Annotated in this window: 14 protein-coding genes; 6 read left to right on the top strand and 8 right to left on the bottom strand. The window is 70.9% G+C overall.

Annotation, left to right across the window (positions count from 1 at the left end):
* Window positions 1–1,524 (top strand): ABC transporter ATP-binding protein, encoded by a 1,524-nt coding sequence (locus BMY74_RS26585; protein WP_089920724.1) that lies wholly within the window; start codon window positions 1–3, stop codon window positions 1,522–1,524.
* A 685-nt stretch (window positions 1,525–2,209) separates the two neighbouring features.
* Here the strand turns inward: BMY74_RS26585 and BMY74_RS26580 are convergent.
* Window positions 2,210–4,933, bottom strand: a complete 2,724-nt coding sequence (locus BMY74_RS26580) for an AfsR/SARP family transcriptional regulator (RefSeq protein WP_089920722.1) — start codon at window positions 4,931–4,933, stop codon at window positions 2,210–2,212.
* Between the two features lie 162 nt (window positions 4,934–5,095).
* Here BMY74_RS26580 and BMY74_RS26575 point away from each other — a divergent pair, with 162 nt between their 5' ends.
* Window positions 5,096–7,213 carry a vWA domain-containing protein gene (locus tag BMY74_RS26575; protein WP_089920720.1) on the top strand — a complete coding sequence of 706 codons (2,118 nt, stop codon included), beginning with the start codon at window positions 5,096–5,098 and terminating at the stop codon, window positions 7,211–7,213.
* Between the two features lie 54 nt (window positions 7,214–7,267).
* Here BMY74_RS26575 and BMY74_RS26570 read toward each other — a convergent pair whose 3' ends face one another.
* A complete protein-coding gene (locus BMY74_RS26570) occupies window positions 7,268–7,645 on the bottom strand; it encodes a cupin domain-containing protein (RefSeq protein ID WP_089920718.1) in 378 nt (125 codons plus the stop codon).
* Between the two features lie 53 nt (window positions 7,646–7,698).
* On the opposite strand from BMY74_RS26570, the gene BMY74_RS26565 reads away from it, so the two are divergent.
* On the top strand, window positions 7,699–8,670 hold the full coding sequence (locus BMY74_RS26565; RefSeq protein WP_089920716.1) for a GlxA family transcriptional regulator: 972 nt from the start codon (window positions 7,699–7,701) through the stop codon (window positions 8,668–8,670).
* Here BMY74_RS26565 and BMY74_RS46295 read toward each other — a convergent pair.
* The 5 genes from BMY74_RS46295 to BMY74_RS26540 all read right to left on the bottom strand — a co-directional run bounded on the left by BMY74_RS46295 (window position 8,648) and on the right by BMY74_RS26540 (window position 13,967).
* Window positions 8,648–9,685 carry a GrpB family protein gene (locus BMY74_RS46295; RefSeq protein ID WP_245786375.1) on the bottom strand — a complete coding sequence of 346 codons (1,038 nt, stop codon included), beginning with the start codon at window positions 9,683–9,685 and terminating at the stop codon, window positions 8,648–8,650. The two genes, BMY74_RS26565 and BMY74_RS46295, sit on opposite strands and share 23 nt — an antisense overlap.
* Window positions 9,686–9,718: 33 nt before the next feature.
* The gene (ligD, locus tag BMY74_RS26555) at window positions 9,719–10,603 is read right to left on the bottom strand and encodes a non-homologous end-joining DNA ligase (protein WP_089920715.1); all 885 of its coding nucleotides are present in this window, start codon (window positions 10,601–10,603) and stop codon (window positions 9,719–9,721) included.
* On the bottom strand, window positions 10,593–12,035 hold the full coding sequence (gene ligD, locus BMY74_RS26550; RefSeq protein WP_089920713.1) for a non-homologous end-joining DNA ligase: 1,443 nt from the start codon (window positions 12,033–12,035) through the stop codon (window positions 10,593–10,595). The genes ligD (BMY74_RS26555) and ligD (BMY74_RS26550) overlap by 11 nt, the downstream gene beginning before the upstream one ends.
* Window positions 12,036–12,860, bottom strand: coding sequence for a non-homologous end joining protein Ku (gene ku, locus BMY74_RS26545; protein ID WP_089920711.1), 825 nt, complete (start codon window positions 12,858–12,860; stop codon window positions 12,036–12,038).
* A 129-nt stretch (window positions 12,861–12,989) separates the two neighbouring features.
* Window positions 12,990–13,967: a tyrosine-type recombinase/integrase gene (locus BMY74_RS26540; RefSeq protein ID WP_089920709.1), complete on the bottom strand. Its 978-nt coding sequence runs from the start codon at window positions 13,965–13,967 to the stop codon at window positions 12,990–12,992.
* A gap of 585 nt (window positions 13,968–14,552) precedes the next feature.
* Between BMY74_RS26540 and BMY74_RS26535 the strand changes: the two genes are divergently transcribed.
* The 3 genes from BMY74_RS26535 (at window position 14,553) to BMY74_RS26525 (ending at window position 15,921) form a co-directional block, all read left to right on the top strand.
* Window positions 14,553–15,047 carry a DinB family protein gene (locus BMY74_RS26535; RefSeq protein ID WP_089920929.1) on the top strand — a complete coding sequence of 165 codons (495 nt, stop codon included), beginning with the start codon at window positions 14,553–14,555 and terminating at the stop codon, window positions 15,045–15,047.
* Between the two features lie 75 nt (window positions 15,048–15,122).
* A complete protein-coding gene (locus BMY74_RS47025; protein WP_089920707.1) occupies window positions 15,123–15,716 on the top strand; it encodes an LLM class flavin-dependent oxidoreductase in 594 nt (197 codons plus the stop codon).
* Window positions 15,631–15,921, top strand: coding sequence for a hypothetical protein (locus BMY74_RS26525; RefSeq protein WP_177229911.1), 291 nt, complete (start codon window positions 15,631–15,633; stop codon window positions 15,919–15,921). The genes BMY74_RS47025 and BMY74_RS26525 overlap by 86 nt, the downstream gene beginning before the upstream one ends.
* Window positions 15,922–15,929: 8 nt before the next feature.
* Here BMY74_RS26525 and BMY74_RS26520 read toward each other — a convergent pair whose 3' ends face one another.
* Window positions 15,930–16,490, bottom strand: coding sequence for a TetR/AcrR family transcriptional regulator (locus BMY74_RS26520; RefSeq protein ID WP_089920703.1), 561 nt, complete (start codon window positions 16,488–16,490; stop codon window positions 15,930–15,932).
* Window positions 16,491–16,492: the final 2 nt, after the last annotated feature.

Genomic DNA, 16,492 nt, shown 5'->3' with positions numbered 1-16,492 from the left:
ATGCTGGAGTTGAAGAACCTCACCGTCCACTACGGGCACAAGCGCGTCGTCCACGACGTGAGCCTCACCCTCGCCCCCGGTCAGATGCTGGGGCTCGCGGGTGAGTCCGGGTCGGGCAAGTCGACGGTGGCGATGTCGGTGCTGCGGCTGCTGCCCAAGACCGCGCGCGTCGAGGGCGAGGTCCTGCTCGACGGCGAGGACGTGCGGACGATGTCGTGGGGCCGGCTGCGGGCGGTGCGGTGGGCGTCGGCGTCGATCGTGTTCCAGGGCGCGATGCACTCGCTCAACCCGGTGCGGCGCGTCGGTGAGCAGATCGCGGAGCCGATGCGGCTGCACAGCACCCCGGGCAGCGTCGCCGAGCTGCTGGAGCAGGTGGAGCTGCCGCGGGAGAAGGCCCGCGCCTACCCGCACGAGCTGTCCGGCGGGCAGAAGCAGCGGGTGATGATCGCGATGGCGCTGGCGTGCGGGCCGCGGCTGGTGATCGCGGACGAGCCGACGACGGCGCTGGACGTGGTGGTGCAGGCGCAGGTGCTGGCGGTGCTGACGCGCCTGGTCGCCGAGCAGGACCTGGGGCTGCTGATGATCAGCCACGACCTGTCGGTGCTCGCGCAGACCTGTGAGGACCTGGCGGTGATGCAGGGCGGTGAGCTGGTCGAACGCGGCCGCACCCACGAGGTGATCGCGAACCCGCGGCACCCGCACACCGCGGCGCTGACGGCGGCGTTCCCGGTGATCGGCGCCCCGCAGCACCGCTGGACCGAGCCCGCGCCGGCACCGCAGCCGCTGCTGCGGGTCCGGGACCTGGTGGTGGACTACGGCCGGACCCGCGCCGTGGACGGGGTGGACCTGACGATCGGGCGGGGCGAGATCGTGGCGCTCGTCGGGCAGTCCGGCTCCGGCAAAACGACACTGGCCCGTACCATAATGGGGCTGCGGAAGCCGTCCTCCGGTCGGGTGATCTTCGACGGGGCCGAGGTGGCCGCGAAGGGCAGGGCGCTCAAGGCGTTCCGCCGCCAGGTGCAGCTCGTGCTCCAAGATCCTTCCAGCGCGCTCAACCCACGCCACCGGGTGTTCGACGCGGTCGCCGAGGGACTGCGGGTGCACGGCGTCGACGGTGACCACGAAGCCCTGGTCACGGCCGCTGTGGAACGGGCGGAGCTGCGCCCGGCGAGCCTGTACCTCGACGCCCTGCCGCACGAGCTGTCCGGGGGTCAGCAGCAGCGCGTGGTGATCGCCGGCGCGCTGGTGCTGCAGCCCCGTCTGCTGGTGGCCGACGAGCCCGTCGCCTCCCTGGACGCGTCGGTGCGCGGGGAGGTCGTGGCGCTGCTGCTCCGGTTGCGCGCCGAACTGGGCCTTGCTTCATTGCTCATCACGCACGACCTAGGGCTGGCGTGGCAGATCGCCGACCGGGTCGCGGTGATGCACCAGGGGAAAATCGTGGAACAAGGCCCAGTCGAACAAGTCCTCCTCACCCCGTCTCACGACTACACGCGCGCCCTGCTGCGCGCGGTGCCTCAGGTCTAGAGCGTGATCCCGATCGAACACGCCCGCTATCGGGCGTCGCTGACGCCTGCCGAGATAGGGCGGGGCGGAGCCGACGGCTGGGTCGCGCTCGGCGACGTGCCGGAGCTGGCCCGGCTGGCGTGGCACGACCTGGGCCGCCCGCCCGGGGTGCTGGCCGAACTGGCCCAGGCGGACGACCCGGAGCACGTACTGGAGCTGTGCCGGATCCTGGCCTCGACCTCGCGCGCCGACACCGCGACGGTGTGGCGCTACCTGGCCGCGGACCTGGACCGCACCGGTGAACGCTCCGACGGGCGGCAGCGGTTCCTGCTCGACCGGGCCGAACGCGGCCTCGGCGTGGACTGGCACGACTACGCCGCGCTGATGGGCATCGCCCGCCCCGAGGACCTCGACGCGGCGTTCGACCGCGGCGAGGACATGGTCGGGGTGGCGGTCATCGGCCTCGCGCTGTCGCACCCGGACCCGGTGCCCGTGTTACGACGGGTGGCGCGGGCGCTGGACCACAACCGCCTCGAAGTTCGCCGTCAGGGCGCGACGGCGCTCGCGCACGTGGCCCGCATCCACGGTGTGGTGTCGCGGGAGTGCCTGGACGTGCTGCGCCGCCATCCGGACGGGGTGGCCGAGGACGACCTGTGGACGTTCATCGCGCACCACCGGCTGCCGGTGTGGCTGTGGTGGCGGCGGGTCAGGTCACGGGCAGGGCGGCGAGTTCCGCGCGCACGGCGGTCTCGGTTACGCGGTTGCGCTGCCCGCGGGCGCGGCGCAGCGCCTCGCCGAAGTGCCGCCGGGCCTGCTCGAGGTCTCCTTCGGCCTGCGCGATCCGGCCGCGTTCGCGGGCGATGTGGCAGCGCATCTCGTCGGGCCCGTACCAGCCGCCGGGGGTGAGGTCCCAGGCCCGGTCGCACTCGGCGCGGGCGGCGGGGTGGTCGCCGGTGACGCGGGCGAGCGCGGCGAGGCCGAGGTGCGCGCCCGCCTGCACGACCAGCGCCCCGGACCGCCGGGCCAGGGTGAGCGCGAGCTCGAAGTCCTCCCGCGCGCCGTCCAGGTCGCCTCCCGCGACCTTCGCCTGGGCCCGTGCGGTGACGGCCTCGGCGGTGTCCTCGGTGGCGCCGAGCTCGGCGAGCAGGCCGCGGCCCCGCTCGACGTGCGCCAGGGCGGCGGTGGCGTCGCCTTCGGTCAGCAGGACCTCGCCGAGCTGGGTGAACGCGAGCGCGGCGCCCCACCGGTCGCCGATGCGCGTGAACGCGGCCGCGGCGTCACGCAGCATCGTCTTGCCGGTCACCGGATCACCGCCCATGCGCGCGAGCAGTCCGTCGCCGACGAGGGCGAGCGCGGCGCTCCACGGGTCGTCGCCCAGCAGCCGGGTGCGGTGGTGCCACACCGGCGAGTCGTTCTCCGGGGCGCCGAGCGCCATGCCCCACATCATGGTCATGATCGGGTAGCGCGGCGGGGTCTCGAACGTGGCGAGCAGCGCGTCGGCCTGGTGGATGCGGGCGCTCTGGTCGCCGGTCGCGACGGGCCAGGCGATCAGCAGGCACAGCGCGTACTCCTGCTCACGGCCTCCGGGCGGGGTCTCGCCGCACGCGTGCAGGACGGCGTCGGCGAGCCGGGCGGCTTCGGTGCGCAGGCCGCGGCACCAGTAGTAGGTGGCCAGGGCGGCGACGAGTTCCAGGGCGAGGCCGAGGTCGTGGGTCGTGGCCCAGGTGACGGCGGCGACGAGGTCGTCGTGGTCGGCGGCGAGCCGGTCGAGCCAGGCGATCTGCTCGGCCGCGCGCAGGTGCGGTTCGGCCTCCTGCGCCCGTGCGAGGAACCAGCGCGCGTGCTCGTGCCGCAGGTCGGGCGCGTGGGTGGCGCAGAACGCGCGGATGGTGTCGAGCATCCGGTAGCGGTCGTCGACGACCTCGACGAGTGACTTGTCCACCAACGACGTCAGTGTGTCCACATCGGACCCGCACACGGCGGTGACGGCGTCGAGGCGGGCGCCGCCGGAGAACACGGTGAAGCGCGCGGCGAGGTCGCGTTCGGCGTCGGTGAGCAGCTCCCAGCTCCACTCCACGACGGCGTGCAGCGTGCGGTGACGGGGCGCGGCGGTGCGGCTTCCCTTCGACAGCAACCGGAACCGGTCGTCCAGGCGCGCGGTGATCTCCGCCAGGGGCAGGGTGCGGACACGGGCGGCGGCGAGCTCGATGGCGAGCGCGATCCCGTCCAGCCGCCGGCACACCTCGGCCACCACCTCGTGGTCGGCGTGGAATCCGGGCTTCACGGCCTGCGCCCGGTCCAGGAACAGCCGGGTGGCGGCCTCGTCGTCCAGGGCGGTGACGGGGCTCAGCGTCTCGCCGGTGATGCCGAGCGGCTCCCGGCTGGTCGCGAGCACCCGCACGTCCGGGCAGGCGGCGAGGACGCCGCCGAGCACGCGGGCGGCGTCGTCGATGACGTGCTCGCAGTTGTCCACGACCAGCAGCACGTGCCGGGACGCGAGTGCTGCCCGCAGCCGTTGCCCGGCACCGACCGGACCGGACGCCAGCATCCCCGACTCCCGCACCCCGATCCCGTCGAGCAACGCCCGCACGACGTCGGCGGTGGCGCTGAGGTCGACGAACGCGACCTCGCCCGGTTCGCGGTGCGCGACCTCGACGGCGAGCCGGGTCTTGCCCGTGCCACCGGGGCCGACGAGCGTGACCAGGCGGCTCTCGCGCAGCCACCCCGCCACGCGCCGCAGGTCCTCGTCGCGGCCGACGAAGCTGGTCAGCTGTGCGGGCACACCCCGGTGGGGCGCCTGTGCGCGCAGCACCTCCAGGTGCGCCGCCGCCAGCACGGGGGAGGGGTCGACGCCGAGCTCCTCGGCCAGCAGTTCCCGGCCGCGCGCGAACACCTCCAGCGCCTCGCCCTGCCGGCCGTCGCGGTGCAGCGACCGCACCAGCGCGGCCCGCAGGTCCTCGCGCAGCGGATGCTCGGAAAGAAGGTCGCGGAGGTCTTTCGTGGTCCCGCCGGAAAGTGCGCAGTTGATGAGCACTTCTGTCAGCGTGTGCCGCGCCACCTGCACGAACGGCGCGTCGACATCGGCCAGCGCGGGCCCGCGCCACAACGCCAGCGCCTCGGAGGCCCGTCCGGCGCCCAGCAGCTCCGCGCACCACAGGTGATCGACGTCCGCGGGCTCGGCGACGAGCCGGTAGCCGGCCGGGTGGTGCTCGATCACCACGCCCGGGACCGTGCGCCGCAGCCGCGAGACCTGCGACTGCAGGGCATTCGCCGCCCCCGCCGGCGGCCGCGGGTACAAGCCGCCGATCAGCTGGTCGTGCCCCACGATCCGACCAGCGTCGAGCACGAGCATCGCCAGCAACGCCCGTTGCCGCGGCGCCGCGACCTCCACGCCGTCGACCAGCACCGGACCGAGCACCCCGAACCTCACAGGGCCTGATTCTCCCCGAGTCCGCACACCCACGAGGCCGCAATCGCGACTGCGCCGAATAGGTCGACTATCGATGCAATCCGGTGACCCGCCGTATCTGCCCGGCCACGTGCGGTCTCCTTCCGTTCGGTCGGGGACGAAACGCAATTCGAGCGGAGAACCATGAGACCCAGCATCACGGTCGGCGCCGCGCTCGCGGCCACCGTGGCACTCGCCATCCCTGCACACGCCGCCACCGGTGCCCTGCCCGGCGGCACCAGCATCGAGGTGACCATCACCAGCCCGGCGGACAACGCCGTCGTCCTGCCGGGCCCGGTCACGGTCACCGGCAAGGCCTCCATCGGCACCGGTGCCGCGGTCGTCGACACCGCCCTCACCTACGTCGTGGACGTGTCCGGCTCCACCGCGGCCGGTGTGACCGCGGGCTGCGGCGGTGACGTCAACGGCGACGGCCAGGCAGACAGGGTCCTCGACTGCGAGGTCGCCGCGGTCAAGGCGCTGCACGCGAAGGCCGCCGTGCCCAACACCGTCGTCGGCAGCGTCGGCGGTGCCGTGTTCGGCTCGTCCGGCGCGACCGTCGACATCAGCCCGGCGGCGGGGGAGCAGAAGACCGTCGCCCCCGGATCGGACGCCAACGCCAACGGCACCAACGACGTCATCGAGGCGATGGTCAGCGCCCGCGTCGGCGGTGTCGGCCTGTTCACCGACTACAGCGTCCCCACCGGCACGAACTTCGCCGCGGGCCTGGACGCGGGCCTCGCCACCGCGGTCACTGCGCCGCAGCAGCGCAAGCTGATGGTGTTCCTGTCCGACGGCGCCGGCAGCGGCAACGTCGACGCCGCCCTGCAGCAGGCCGTCAACGCGGGCATCAAGATCTTCACCTTCGCCGTGTCCAGCGGCTCCGGCTGCGACATCGGCCCGGACTCGCTGCGCAAGATCGCCCAGACCACCGGCGGCACCTGCACCGAGGTCCCGGACGTCTCCCAGCTGCCCGACGTCGTCCCCGGCGTCATCGCCTCCAAGCTCACCCAGCTCACGCTGAAGGTCGACGGCGGCGCCGACATCCCGATCACCTCCATCACGCCCGGCCTGCCGCAGGACGGGCCCGCGACCGTCGACTACACCGTCGGCACCCCGGCGCTCACGCCCGGCAGCCACCAGCTCTGCGTCACCGCGCGCGGCACCGACGGCGGCGGAGCCGGTGACGTGACCGAGTGCGTCACCGTCAAGGTCAACGCCCCGCCCGTGGTCGCCCCCGGCGGCCCGTACGCGGGCCAGGAAGGCACCGACGTCGGCCTGGCCGGCACCGTCACCGACCCCGACGGCCCCGCGCTGACCACCACGTGGACCGCCACCCCGCAGTCCGGCGTCGACGCGGGCGCGACCTGTGCGTTCGGTGACGCCGCCGCCCAGACCACCACAGTGCGGTGCACCGACGACGGAGTGTGGGACCTCAAGCTCACCGCCAACGACGGCCTCAACCCGCCCGTCACCCAGGCCACCACGCTGACGCTGACCAACGTCGCCCCGGCCGTCACCATCACCGCCGACAAGACGCTCGTCACCCGCGGCACGACGGTGAACTTCACCGCCCCGTTCACCGACATCGCCACCAACGACAAGCACACCTGCACCCTCAACTTCGACGACGGCAGCCCGGTCGTGAACGGCACCGTCGCCCAGGGCGCGGGCTCGGGCACCTGCACCGCCTCCCGCACGTTCACCGCCCTGGGCCCGCACAACGTCCTGGTGCGCGTGACCGACGACGACGGCGCCTCCGCCACCGCGGTCGTCAAGGTCGTCGTCTACCTGCGCGGTGAGGCGTGGGCGCTCAACGCCACCGGTCTGGTCACGGTCGCGAAGACCCCGCACGCCCAATGCCCGCCCAACGAGGACAAGACCGTCGCCACCGTCACCGTGCTCGGTCTCGCCTCGGTGAACGCCCTGCACGCCGACTGCACGCTCAACGCCGACACCGGAGCGACCGTGGCCAGCGCACGGGTGGAGGGAGCCACCCTGCTCGGCGGGGCGATCAAGCTCAACGCCATCGAGGCCACGTGCGTCAGTGACGCCAACGGCATCACCGGCTCGTCGAAGGTCGGCACGCTCAACGGCCAGCCGATCGGCACCGGACCCGCCACCGTCGGCATCCCCGGCGTGGCGACCGTGCACCTCAACGAGACCGCGACCGGACCGAACGGCCAGCTGATCCAGAACGCCGTCCGCGTCCGCACGCTGCTCGGCCAGGAGATCATCCTGTCGGCCTGCCGCCTGGGCTGACACCGCTGATCAGCGCACAGTGACGCTGGGGAGGCCCGCGCTACCTCCCCAGCGTCACAACGCGTGCCCGGTCGTCGCGTCCACGTGCGCCGGGATCTCGTCGTGCCGATCACCCACGGTCAGCGTCCCCGTGGGCTCGAACAGCAGCAGCTTCGCGCCGTGCGGCGCCGACGGCTTGTGGAACATCCCGCGCGGCACGGTGAACACATCGCCCCTGCCGAGCACCACCGTGCGGTCCGGGTCCCGCAGCGCGATGTGCAGCTCACCGTCCAGCACGAGGAAGAACTCGTCGGTGTCGTCGTGCACGTGCCACACGTACTCGCCCTCCACCTTCGACACCCGCACGTCGTAGTCGTTGACGTGGGTGACGATCCGAGGGCTCCACAGGGCGTCGAACGAGGCCAGGGCGTCGTCCAGGGCGATCGGGTTCATGCCCGGAAGCCTCGCGGGTCGCACCGCCCCGGCGTGAGTGCTAGGAATCGCACATGCCGCAAGAATCCTCGCACCGCGTGGTCGTGATCGTCGACGAGAACTCCAACCCGTTCGAACTCGGCTGCGCCACCGAGGTCTTCGGCCTGCACCGCCCCGAACTCGGCGGCCACCTCTACGACTTCCGCCTCTGCGCCCCCGAACCCGCAACGCCCATGCGCGACGGCTTCTTCACCCTCACCGCGGTCACCGGCCTGCACGCCACCGAACACGCCGACACCCTCATCGTCCCCAACCGCCCCAACGTCGAGACACCCCGCCGCCCCGAGGTTCTCGACGCCATCCGCGCAGCCCACCGACGTGGAGCGAGACTCGTCGGGTTCTGCAGCGGCGCCTTCACCCTCGCCGAGGCAGGCGTCCTCGACGGCCGCCGCGCCACCGCCCACTGGCAGTGGGCCGACGAGTTCCGCACCCGCTTCCCCCAGGTGCTCCTCGAACCCGACGTCCTGTTCGTCGACGACCGCGACATCCTCACCTCCGCCGGCAGCGCCGCCGCCCTCGACCTCGGCCTGCACCTCGTCCGCCGCGACCACGGCGCCGAGATCGCCGCCTCCGTCAGCCGCCGCCTCGTCTTCGCCGCCCACCGCGACGGCGGCCAGCGCCAGTTCGTCGAACGCCCCGTACCCGACCTGCGCGACGAGTCACTCGCCCCCGTCCTCGCCTGGGCACAACAACACCTCGACACACCCCTCACCGTCGCAGACCTCGCCACCCGCGCCGCCGTGAGCCCCGCGACCCTGCACCGCCGCTTCCAGCACCAACTCGGCACCACACCCCTCGCGTGGCTCACCGGCGAACGCGTCACCCTGGCCTGCCGGCTCATCGAACTGGGGGAGAGGCGCTTCGACGTCGTCGCCCGCCGCACCGGCCTCGGCACCGCCGCCAACCTCCGCGCGCTGATGCGCCGCCAGACCGGCCTCACCCCGTCCGACTACCGCCGCCGGTTCAGCCCAGCGCCCGCAGGATGATCCGCTCCACCACCCGCGTCTTGGCATCGGCGTAGTCCTGCACCCGCGCCCACGTCCGCCCCGCCAGCTCCCGCTTCGTCCGCTCGTACTCCCGCCGATCGGCGTCGTGGGCCCGCAGCCGGTCGCGGAACGCCAGCATCCGGTCCACCTCCTCACACCTGGGGGAGAAGACGTGCAGGTTCACCTTCGGCGACACGCCCTTGAGCAACCGGTGCTCGTACCAGCCGTGCTCCCGCAACCGCAGGTAATAACCCGCCTCCACCAATGCCGGCACATAGGCGTCCTCGTCGTTGGAGTCCGGCACCACCAGCAAGATGTCGATCAGCGGCTTGGCGGCCAGCCCCGGCACCGACGTCGACCCCACGTGCTCCAGCCGCACGATCCCCGAACCCAGCGCACCCCGGATCTTCGCCGCCTCCACCGCGTACAAATCGGGCCACGCCGCGTCGTACTCCGCCAGCACCACCGGCGCGTTGTGCGGCGGGTCGTCCGTCACGAACTCCACGTCGTCCGACGGCAACCGCCACGCCGAATACGCCCGCTCCAGGATCTCCAGCACCACACCGTTCTTCGCCACCGCGTAGTCCTGCACCCGATCCCACTCCCGCGCCGCCAACTCCCGCTTCGCCGACGCGTACAACTCCCGGTCCTCATCGCTGGAACGCAACCAGTCCCGGAAGATCACATGCCTGCGCACCTGCGCACACCCACGCGGGAACACGTGCAGGTTCACGTTCGTGTCCGGACCCTTGAGAACCCGGTGCTCGTGCCAGTCGTCCTCCCGCACCACCACCCGGTACCCCGCGGCCTCCAACGCCGGCACGTACGACCCCTCGACCAGCGGCTCGTCCACCACCAGCAGCAGATCCACCACCGGCTTCGCACACAACACCGGCACCGACGTCGACCCCACGTGCTCCAGCACCGCACCCGGCAACGCTTCCAGAACGCGCGCCCGTTCCCTCTCGTACAGACCCGGCCACGCGTCGTCGTACTCGGCGAGCTCGATGTTCACAGCAGACCCCCTGGTAGGCAGTCGGCCAGAATATCAACTCCCGAACAGGTCACCCGCGCTCTCGACCCGCTCCAGCACCTCGTCCGCCGTGAACACCAGGTCCTCCACGACCTCGCACTCCTCGACCTCGTCCCACGTCACCGGCGTCGACACCGCCGGCCGCTCCCGAGCCCGCAACGAGTACGGCGCCACCGTCGTCTTCGCCGTGTTGTTCTGCGACCAGTCGATGAACACCTTCCCCGTGCGCTGCGCCTTCGCCATCGTCGACACGATCAACCCCGGCTGCTCCCGCGCCAACCGCTGCGCCACCGCCTTCGCGTACTCCGACGTGTCCTTCGCCGGCGCGTACGCGTACACCTGCATCCCCTTGTTCCCCGACGTCTTCGCCCAGCAGTCCACCCCGTCGTCGTCCAGCACCACCCGGATCAACTCCGCCACCCGCGCACACTCCACCACCGTCGCCGGCGCCCCCGGATCCAGGTCGAACACCAGCAGATCCGGATCCCGCTTGCCCCCACGCGGCCCCACCGTCCACTGCGGCACGTGCAACTCCAACGCCGCCAGGTTCGCAAGCCACACCAACGTCGCCAACTCGTCCACCATCACGTAGTTGACCGTCTCGTTGCCCTTGGTGCTGCCCGGCGACTCCAGCCGCATCGTCCGCACCCACTCCGGACGGTGCTCCGGCGCGTTCTTCTCGAAGAACCACTTCCCGTCCACACCGTTCGGAAAGCGCTTCAACGTCACCGGACGGTCCTTGAGGTGGGGGAGCAGCACCGGAGCGATCCGCGTGTAGTAGTCGATCACCTCACCCTTGGTGAACCCGAACCCCGGATACAACACCTTCTCCAGGTTCGTCAGCTTCACCGTCCGGCCCTCGACCCGCACCGCCACTTCTTTCGGGGTGTCACTGCTCAACCCGGCGCACCTCCTCAGGCGACTTGTCCGGCCGCAAACCACGCCACGCCGGAAACCGCATCCGCCCGTCCGGCGTCCACTGCCGGAACACCACCTCGGCCACCAACTCCGGCTCGACCCACTTCGCGCCCTTCGACCGCTCCCGCGGCATCTCCGTCACGAACGGCGACCTCGCCCGCGCCAACGCCTCCAACCGCGGCGTCAGCACCGCCAGCTCCGCGTCGTTGAACCCCGTGCCCACCGACCCCGCGAACGCCAGCCCGCCGTCCTGCGGAATACCCAGCAACAACGCGCCGATCACCCCCGCACGCTTGCCTTCACCCATCCGCCAGCCCCCGATCACCACCTCCTGCGCCATCAGATCGGTGATCTTGCGCCACACCGGCGACCGCGCCCCCGGCTGATAAGGCGAATCCAGCCGCTTCGCGACCACACCCTCCAACCCCTGCTCCCGGCTCGCCGACAACACCGCCGCCCCGTCCTCGTCGTAGGACGGGGGAGTCAGCCAGTTCGGCCCCCTCAGCTCGAGCTCCCGCAACAGCTCACGACGCTGCCGGAAAGGCAGCGCCATCGTCGACGTGCCATCCAGGTGCAACAGGTCGAACAACAACAACGTCACCGGATACTGACGCGCAGCCCTGCGCGCCGCCTCCGACTTCGTCACGTGCATCCGGTTCTGCAACGCGCTGAAACTCGGCCGCCCGTTCTGCAGCGCCACGATCTCCCCGTCCAGCAGAGCCTCCGTCGACCCCAGCTGCTCACCGACACCCTGCAACTCCGGGTACGCGACCGTGATGTCGTTGCCCAGACGCGACCACGCCTGCACCCGGCCACCCTCCACCCGCAGGACCGCCCGCACACCGTCCCACTTGAACTCATAAGCCCACAGATCATCATCGTCCTGGGGGAGAGGACCCGGCACCGCCAGCATCGGCTTCACCAGCTCCGGCAACGCCTCCCAGTCCGGACGCGCCGGCGCGTGCCGCCGCTTCACCATCCAGTTCTTCCCGTCCCGCCCCGACCGGAAGAACACGAACTGACCCCGCGCACGCCGCCCGTGCAACACCACGTCGACCTCGCGGTCCGACCACTTCACCGTCTCGTACCGGCCGCGGTCCCAGATGAACATCTCCCCGCCGCCGTACTCACCCTTCGGGATCTCACCGGAGAACTCCGCGTACTCCAGCGGATGGTCCTCCGTGTGCACCGCGAGACGCACGACATCAGTCGTCGGCGGCAAACCCTTCGGCACCGCCCACGACACCAGCACACCACCACGCTCCAACCGCACGTCCCAGTGCAGGCTGCTCGCGTGGTGCTCCTGGATCACGAACGTGTCGTCGTCACCCCGCGGGAGATCCCCAGGACTCGGCACGGGCTCCGGCGTCCTCGCCGGATCCCGCTTGCGCCGGTACTCGTCGAGCCCGGCCATCTACGCCGACGATGCCTTCTTCTTCGGCGCCGCCTTCTTCTCCGCGCCCTTCCGACCGGCCTTCGCCTTCTCCACACTGCGCTCCAGCGCCGTCATCAGATCGATGACGTCACCCTTGTCCTCGGCCTCCGGCTGCTCGGGCAACTCCGCACCCTCCGCCTTCGCCGCGATCACCTTCTCCAGGGCGTCCCGGTAGTCATCGGTGAACGTGTCCGGATCGAAGTCGCCCGCCATCGACTCCACCAACGACGTCGCCATCTTCAACTCCTGCGGCCGCACCTCGACGTCCTGGTCCAGGAAGTCGAACTCCGCCTTCCGGATCTCGTCCGGCCACAACATCGTGTGCATCACCAGCACGTCATCCCGCGCCCGGATCGTCGCCAGCGTCTCCTTCTGCCGGATCGTGATCTTCACGACCGCCAGCTGACCCGTCTTCACCAGCGCATCCCGCAACAACACGTACGGACGCGCCGCCGCCTTGTCCGGCTCCAGGTAATACGTCTTCTGGAAGTAGATCGGATCGATCTCCTCCGCCGGCACGAACTCCAGGACGTCGATCGACTTGTCGGTCTTCACCGGCAACTTCTCGAAGTCCTCGTTCTCCATGATCACCATCCGGCCGTCGTCCAACTCGTAGCCCTTGGTGATGTCGCCGTACTCCACCTCTTCACCGCACACCGAACACACGCGCTTGTACTTGATGCGCCCGCCATCCGCCCGGTGCACCTGGTTGAAACGGAAGTCGTGCTCCTCGACAGCCGTGTAGAGGCGCACGGCGATCGTCACCAACCCGAAGGAGATGGCCCCACGCCACACGGATCTCATTCTCATTGGGTACCCCTGAAATGCGGTTTTCGCACTCTCAGGTCACCCGAGTGGCCTAACGATCCGGCAACTGAGCGACCCCCGGCATTCGTCCTGCCACCGAGCGTCCCGCACCACAGTGGAGCACCACTAGATGTCCTTGAGCGCCCGATACGTCCTGTTGCTCGCCACCGCCGCCCGCCGCTCCCGCGCCGTCGCCTCGATGTAGTTCTGACTCGTCGCCAGACTCGCGTGCCCCAGCAACGCCATGATCTCGCTCGCCGACGCCCCGTCCTCCGCCAGCCGCGTCGCGAACGTGTGCCGCAACGCGTGCAGGTTCGCCCCCGTCGGCACCCGGTCGTGCAACCCCGCCCACCGGAAACACGACTTCACCAGGTACTCCAGCCCACCCCGCCCGATCGGCTCACCGTGCCGGTCCCTCAGCAACGCCGAGTCCCGGTCGAACCGGCCCTGCGGGAACCGCTGCCGGCAACTCTTCAGGTACGCCTGCACGATCCGCTCCATCGGCGGCTCGATCGGCACGCTCCGATCCCGGTTGCCCTTGCCCTTCACGTGCAACCGGCTGTCACCCTCCCGTCCGACGATGCTCGACAACGTCAGCGTCCGCATCTCCGCACTCCGCAGCCCCGCGACCAGCCCCAGCGCGATCACCAGCACGTCCCGCTCCGGCCACGGGTCACGCCCCTTGCGCGCACCCTCCGCCGCGGCCGTGAGCAGCTGCTCGGGCGTGTCCTCACCGCGCAGCGGCTTGGGGACCAGGGGAGGAGTCTTCGGGCGGGCGACCGCGCCCATCGGGTTGCCCGCGATCAGGTCCTCGGCCACGCAGAACGTCAGGAACTGGTTCCAGGTGGACCAGGCCCGCAGCACCGAACTCTTGGCGTGGGTGTCCGCGAACAACCCGAAAGCCTGACGCAGGTTCGCCCCGGTGAGGTGCCCGATCGTCAGGTCCTCGACGGGGGAGGAGAGCGTCTCGGCCAGGAGTGTGTTCACGCCGGCGAGATCTCGCTGGTAGGCGGCCGTGGTGTGCGGCGAGTCCTTGCGAGTCCGGCGGGCGAGGAAGAAGGCGTCCTGGGCGGCGAGCACGTGCATATGGATCTTGTACCGCACAGCACCGACAATCCCGTGTTCCGTGCTGGATAATGGCGATTATGCATGAAATGTCCGTTTCGCCGGGTTGCTGACGGCCGGACGAAGCTGCTGGACCAGGTGGCGTCACTTGTCGGGGATCGTGAGCGTAATGGCGCCCCGCCACGTACGTCCTCACTGACGACACGTCGATGTCGACCGCGCTCCGGCATCGCCGTGGATCTGATGTTGTGGGCGTCTGCAAGCGGGCCGGCCTGCCCGCCGGTGCGGCTTGCAGACGCGCCAACACGGCGTTTTCGGCCCCTTCCGAAGCGATCTTCGCAGGTCGCCGTTTCGCCGATAATCTACATTATGTCAAGTAACGTTGATCCGGCCCGCTGACGGGACTCTCCCAGCGCCGCTCGACGCCCCCCGCGGCCCTTGCGTGACAGCCGTCGGCCGTGCCGCGTCGCGCGGCGGTTCGTCCAGACGGATTCTCCTGGCGTTTGCCAGCGGCGCGTTCGTGGCCGGCCGCGGTACGGCGCCCCTGTTCGCCGCTGTCCCTCTCCGTCTTTCGTCACCGTGGCGTTAGAGGTCGGTGTGGCCGCGCTGTCATGCTCTGCGGTCATGATCGATGATTTCGCGAAGACGTACCTGCACGGCGATCTGCGTGAGTTGCGCGAGGTGCTGGTGTGGAAGCTCGAGGGGTTGTCCGAGGCCGAGGTGCGACGCCCGCTGGTGGCGTCCGGGACGAACCTGCTGGGATTGGTGAAGCACCTGACGCTGACGGAGTCCCGGTATTTCGGGGAGGTGTTCGGGCGGCCGTTTCCCGAGCCGATGCCGCGGTGGGACGACTTGGCGGCGCGGGGCTCGGACATGCGGGCGGACGAGTCGGAGTCGCGTGGGGACATCGTTGCTCGTTATCGGCGCGCGTGGGCGCATTCGGACGTGACGATCTCTTCGCTTGCGGTGGATTCGCCTGGTCATGTGCCGTGGTGGCCGCGTCCGGACGTGATGTTGTTCAACGTCCTGGTGCACGTGGTGACGGAGACGGCGCGGCACGCGGGGCACGCGGACATCTTGCGGGAGCAGCTGGACGGCGCGACGGGCGTAGGTCGCTGACTCCCCCGCTCCCCTGTTTCAGCTGGTCAGACGCTTGTGAATGATCTTGTCGGGGGTGGTTGCGACACTCGGTGCATGCGATACGCGATCTACGTGCCCGGTTTCGGTCCGTCGTTCGGTGATCCGTCCGTGCTGGTGTCGCTCGCCGTGGAGGCGGAGGCGGCGGGGTGGGACGGGTTCTTCCTGTGGGACCACGTGGTGGTGCCGGGTGAGCCGGTGGTGGCGGATGTGTGGGTGACGTTGGGGGCGGTGGCGGCGCGGACGTCGAGGGTGCGGCTGGGGCCGTTGGTGACGTCGTTGGGGCGTCGGCGTCCGTGGAAGGTGGCGTTGGAGGCGTCGACGCTGCAGCGGTTGTCGGGTGGGCGGCTGGTGCTGGGGGTGGGTGCGGGGGTGCCGCAGGACTTCTCCCCTTCGGCGAGCGGGTGTCGCGTGCGGAGGCGATGTCGGAGGGGGTGGGTCTGGTGCGGGCGTTGTTGTCGGGTGTGGAGGTGGAGCACCGGGGTTCGGTGTTCGAGGTGTCGGGGGTGCGGTTCGCGCCGGTGGAGGTGCCGGTCTGGGTGGGGGGGGTGCGTGGCCGCGGTCGGTGCCGTTCCGTGCGGCGGAGCACGCGGCGGGGGTGGTGCCGGCGACGTTCGGGCCGGAGGGGTTGGTCGTGCTCTCCCCTGCTGACGCGGCGCGGTTGAAGGCGGACTTCGTGGCGTCGGGCGGGCCCGAGGACGGTGATGTCGTGCTGTGGGGTGGGCCGGTGTTGCCGGTGGAGGTGGCGGAGTACGAGGCCGCGGGTGTGACGTGGATGTTGACCGACGGGGGCGCGCGGGGGTGGGAGGAGTTGCGGGCGTTCGTGGCGGCCGGTCCCCCGCGTTGTGGCGCGTAGGCCTGCGTTCAGGCGCGTAGGCCTCGGAGCAGGGTGTCGACGTAGCGGCGGGCGGCGGCGAGCCGGTCGTCGGTGTCGGTGCTGTGGACGTAGGTGGCGTAGGAGATGCCGCACATGAGGGGGACGAGGTCGGCGTTGTCGATGTCGGGGTGGATGGCTCCGGCCGCGCGGGCGCGGTCGAGGAGTTTGGCGCCGGTGGCGAGGATCTGCTGCTTGAGTTCGGCGGTGCGGGGCAGGACGTCCTGTGCGGAGGCGGCGACCTTGGCGAGTGCGGGGTCGGTGACCTGGCCTTCGACGAGGCGGGTGAGGCAGTCGGCGAAGGCGGTCCAGGGGTCGTCGTGGGTGAGTGCTTGTTCGCCTTGGGCGGCGAGGGTCTCGAGGCAGGGGGTGGCGACGGTCTCGAGGAGTGCTTCGGGGGTCGGGAAGTGGCGGTAGACGGTGCCGACGCCGAGGCCTGCGCGGCGGGCGACGTCGTTGAGCTGCAGCGGGGTGCCTTCGTCGACGAGTTCGCGGGCGACGGTGAGGATGTGCTCCCAGTTGCGGGCGGCGTCCTTTCGCTGCGGCGTCATGG

Origin of the sequence: Lentzea albida (genome assembly GCF_900111005.1) — a bacterium.
Classification (GTDB): Bacteria; Actinomycetota; Actinomycetes; order Mycobacteriales; family Pseudonocardiaceae; genus Lentzea; species Lentzea albida.
Note: the sequence above shows the minus strand (reverse complement) of the source record. Positions and strands in the feature narration are given on the sequence as shown.

What these genes read in the sequence shown, in the direction of transcription:
- BMY74_RS26585 (WP_089920724.1), top strand. Translation starts at nt 1, where the DNA reads ATGCTGGAGTTGAAGAACCTCACCGTCCACTACGGGCACAAGCGCGTC.
- BMY74_RS26520 (WP_089920703.1), bottom strand. Translation starts at nt 16,490, where the DNA reads ATGACGCCGCAGCGAAAGGACGCCGCCCGCAACTGGGAGCACATCCTC.
- BMY74_RS26575 (WP_089920720.1), top strand. Translation starts at nt 5,096, where the DNA reads ATGAGACCCAGCATCACGGTCGGCGCCGCGCTCGCGGCCACCGTGGCA.
- BMY74_RS47025 (WP_089920707.1), top strand. Translation starts at nt 15,123, where the DNA reads ATGCGATACGCGATCTACGTGCCCGGTTTCGGTCCGTCGTTCGGTGAT.
- BMY74_RS26535 (WP_089920929.1), top strand. Translation starts at nt 14,553, where the DNA reads ATGATCGATGATTTCGCGAAGACGTACCTGCACGGCGATCTGCGTGAG.
- BMY74_RS26565 (WP_089920716.1), top strand. Translation starts at nt 7,699, where the DNA reads ATGCCGCAAGAATCCTCGCACCGCGTGGTCGTGATCGTCGACGAGAAC.
- BMY74_RS26570 (WP_089920718.1), bottom strand. Translation starts at nt 7,645, where the DNA reads ATGAACCCGATCGCCCTGGACGACGCCCTGGCCTCGTTCGACGCCCTG.
- ligD (WP_089920713.1), bottom strand. Translation starts at nt 12,035, where the DNA reads ATGGCCGGGCTCGACGAGTACCGGCGCAAGCGGGATCCGGCGAGGACG.
- ku (WP_089920711.1), bottom strand. Translation starts at nt 12,860, where the DNA reads ATGAGATCCGTGTGGCGTGGGGCCATCTCCTTCGGGTTGGTGACGATC.